This window comes from Herbivorax alkaliphila (assembly GCF_030848475.1).
GTDB lineage: Bacteria > Bacillota > Clostridia > Acetivibrionales > Acetivibrionaceae > Herbivorax.
Window position 1 is genome coordinate 1 of sequence record NZ_JAVDDS010000099.1, and the last position, 3,397, is coordinate 3,397.

At 28.4% G+C, this 3,397-nt stretch carries 5 protein-coding genes; all 5 read right to left on the bottom strand.

Translation table 11 applies throughout. The features are described 5' to 3' along the window. Positions 1–47 precede the first annotated feature (47 nt). Positions 48–671, bottom strand: coding sequence for a DUF6199 family natural product biosynthesis protein (locus RBH29_RS17235; protein WP_306698243.1), 624 nt, complete (start codon positions 669–671; stop codon positions 48–50). Positions 672–782: 111 nt separating this feature from the next. Next, positions 783–1,295: a putative ABC transporter permease gene (locus tag RBH29_RS17240; protein WP_306698244.1), complete on the bottom strand. Its 513-nt coding sequence runs from the start codon at positions 1,293–1,295 to the stop codon at positions 783–785. A gap of 507 nt (positions 1,296–1,802) precedes the next feature. Continuing rightward, on the bottom strand, positions 1,803–2,009 hold the full coding sequence (locus RBH29_RS17245) for a ferritin family protein (RefSeq protein WP_306698245.1): 207 nt from the start codon (positions 2,007–2,009) through the stop codon (positions 1,803–1,805). A 43-nt stretch (positions 2,010–2,052) separates the two neighbouring features. Further along, positions 2,053–2,835, bottom strand: coding sequence for a PP2C family protein-serine/threonine phosphatase (locus tag RBH29_RS17250; RefSeq protein WP_306698246.1), 783 nt, complete (start codon positions 2,833–2,835; stop codon positions 2,053–2,055). Then, entirely contained in the window at positions 2,721–3,200 is a 480-nt protein-coding gene (locus RBH29_RS17255; RefSeq protein ID WP_306698247.1) for a PAS domain-containing protein, read from the bottom strand. Before RBH29_RS17255 ends, RBH29_RS17250 begins: the two co-directional genes overlap by 115 nt. Positions 3,201–3,397: the final 197 nt, after the last annotated feature.

A 3,397-nucleotide genomic window follows, 5' to 3' on the forward strand; every position in this document is an offset into this window, starting at 1 on the left:
CTAACATCAAAAAGTGCACTTGTGATATGTTAATCTTATCTAAGTATCTAAAAAAAACTTGACACAAAAACTATAACTCCAATAATACAACATAGTATGCCTCCAAAACGATTCATTACAATTGCAGCATCACTAGGTTCCCCGTTTTTAACCTTCCATCCATACTTCAAATACCATAACGCCTCAGGAAAAACTATTCCAAAAAATCCAACTATAACCAATATTATGCCAAAAAATATTTTTGCTACATCAACACTAAAGCCTTCGTTTTTTTTGTTAAGTTCTTGTAGAATTTCTCTAAACTCCATAGGCAAAGGATGTCCAGAAACTCCACCACTTCCATGACCCGTTAAACCTGACTGTTGAAAAAAACCTTTTTCACCGTTTGGATATTGAACATCTACTCTGTTTTCATTACCAGATACAATATATTTTTTATTGCTAATAATTATATCATATTTATTTCTTCCTTCATGTTTTTTGATTCTAATAATGTCTTCATTTAAATTTTTAAATATCATATTACCATCTTCTCTTTGTTCTTCAAGATAATAATTATATCCATCAAATCTAAATTCTCTAATTCCTTCTTCACAACCCGACAGTAAAAAACAGAACATTACGATAACTAATAAAATTTCTTTCCTAATCCGACCTCTTTTTAATTTCATACTATTACTCTCCTTGTATCTAATAAATGTTATATTTTGTATAACTATAATAATTAATTAACTATATATCTAAAAACTGTGCCACTTATTATTGAAGTGACTGATATTCTTCTATTTTAAAAATGTATAATATGTATCAATTAAAATTGAAACACATAATATTACTCCAGTAAAAACTAATGCTTTTTCTTTCACTTTCTGATTAAAAAAAGAATACAGTTTTGGATGAATAAATTTAATGAGTAAAACACTTGCTAGACCAAATCCAACACTTGTATAAAGAGATATTCTTCCATGTAGATTATATGTCCAATGAGAATAGTCCCACCATAGCTCATTAAATATTATTTCAATAAGTACCGAAGATAAATATTCCAAAATACTTATAACCACTGTGCTTATAATAAAAACAGTGAAGGCCTTACTTGGAATTTTGGAAAAAATTAAAATAAGGAAAAGGCAAAAGAAACCATAAATAGGACACAACGGAAGACTTAGAACTCCTCTATTGACAAAGCGTCCTAAAGCTATAGAGGTAAGAATAGTTTCATATAACCATCCAATAAAACTATATATTACAAATTCTAGAAAGAATATTGATAATTTCTTCTTATGTTTCCACATAATTCTCTCCATTTCTGTTCAAACATATATTACCACAACATCTTAAAAGGTATATTTTTAAACATTCCACTTGTTAATATTATTATATCCCTTAGTTAGAATTGGTGTCAAAGATAATGTTCTAAATACCTTCACATTTATTATTATCAACCATTCTAATGAAATCTTCAAAATTATTCAGCCACATATTAAACATTAAAAAATATGGTATTGCAATTTATCGAGGTTAATTTTATCATATTTTGATATTTCAATCAATACGAATAAAGAGATGCGTATACACATTATTAGTTTTTTAAATCACTTTTCTAATTAAATATCATTTTCTAAACCGATAAATTATTTGACCAATTAATAATAGAATTTTAAATACAGCATAATCAAATAAAAAATTATCTATTACTTTAATATTAGTCATTTCAACATTCATGCTTATTTTGATAATATTTAAAGCAAATAGAGAAAGAAAAAAAGATTAATACTATTAAAAAATAATAAGTAAATTATTCAAGCCTGCCCCCGCTTTAGCATTTTTGCAAAAGCTTCATAACGAATGCGAAGTGTTTTCTCATGATTTTCTTCGTCCATTTTCAATTGCTCAAAAAATTTCTTAACTTTTGGATCCTCTACCTTATCAGCCAGCATTTGATAATGTTTTTGAGCTTTAATCTCGTCTTCAATAGCTGCTAAAATCCCATCTAGTATTTGTTGCATTACGAACTCCCTCCCTTAACTCTTAAATTTAAAATCTGTACTGCTATTTGACTTTCTCTGGTAGTTTCACTACAACTAAGGTTATATCATCACTAATTTTCTCAAATCCTAAAAAATCCATAAAATCTTCATGAATCTTCTGGATAATATGAACAGGTTTTAAATAATAAATTTCAGTAATTAGATTTTTTAGTCTATCTTCATAAAATTCATTATTAGATCTTTGCTCTGGTAGTCCATCAGACATAATAAACAAAGTCATTTCTGGTGACAATTTCAAGGAATAATCCTCATACTTTAACATATCCAAATCTATTGCTGTTGAAATTGGAAGACCTGCATTGCTAAGCTCTATTATATTTTCTCTATCCCTAACTAATATGGGACACATATGAAAACCTGCGTTACAATAAGTCAATTCATTTGTCTTTAAATCTATAACCACAATAAAAAGGCACACTAAATATTCATCTGGATACCCTTCCTTTATATAGTGCTCAACAAAAAAATCAATGATTTCTTTTGGAGACAATAATTGTCCTGATATGTGCTTAAGTCTAAAAAAACTTCTTATAGTATTTTTTATAAAAATAGCCAACATAGCACTATCCAAACCATGCCCTGAAACATCAGCTGTAAAACATACATATTGCTCAAAATGGTCATTTAGCAATCCATTGTCTACTTTAAATGCATCGAATAAGTCTCCCCCTAATTTTTGTGCTGGAATATAAAGATTAGAAAAAGAAATACTCTCTGTATTAGGAAGACTATCTGGAAGAGATTTTTTGTGAATCTTAATGGCATTTGCAATTTCAATATCCAATTTTTTCGAATTCTTTCATATTCTACATATTTTTCGTTGCCATAAATATATATAAGATTTCTTTTTTGAAAAAATTTAACATGGAGTTTAAACTTATGATGCTTTCCATTAAACATCAATTCTCCCCATTTAGAAGGCTTCTGAGATACATTTGCAATAATGGATTTTGCCTTATTAATTTGAATATCACCAATGACACTTAAAAAACTCTTTTGTTTTAGCTCTAAATCAGAGTACCCTAAATATGCCTGCATAACCTTATTCGAGAAAACAATTTGACCTTCTAGATTACAAACTAGAATATGGTAATCAATCATATCTACAATTGTCTCATTTATTTTTGCTATGTCAAAGCACTTATCCATTTGTTGCTATTCCTCCTAAATTACTAAGCTTATTACATATTTGATTTTGACATTCTCCTTTCCCTAAAGGAAGAATGATTCTTGCTTCACAGAGCTACTTAATGCAGACTCTCCACAAGCATAGTCGGTATGCCCTACCGAATTCTTAATATTAACCGAAGCATTGTAGTCAGCATTAGTGGTATAGTTGCAATCTT

Excerpts from the sequence above, each read along its gene's own strand:
- RBH29_RS17235 (WP_306698243.1), bottom strand. The coding sequence starts at position 671 with ATGAAATTAAAAAGAGGTCGGATTAGGAAAGAAATTTTATTAGTTATC.
- RBH29_RS17240 (WP_306698244.1), bottom strand. The coding sequence starts at position 1,295 with ATGTGGAAACATAAGAAGAAATTATCAATATTCTTTCTAGAATTTGTA.
- RBH29_RS17245 (WP_306698245.1), bottom strand. The coding sequence starts at position 2,009 with ATGCAACAAATACTAGATGGGATTTTAGCAGCTATTGAAGACGAGATT.
- RBH29_RS17255 (WP_306698247.1), bottom strand. The coding sequence starts at position 3,200 with ATGGATAAGTGCTTTGACATAGCAAAAATAAATGAGACAATTGTAGAT.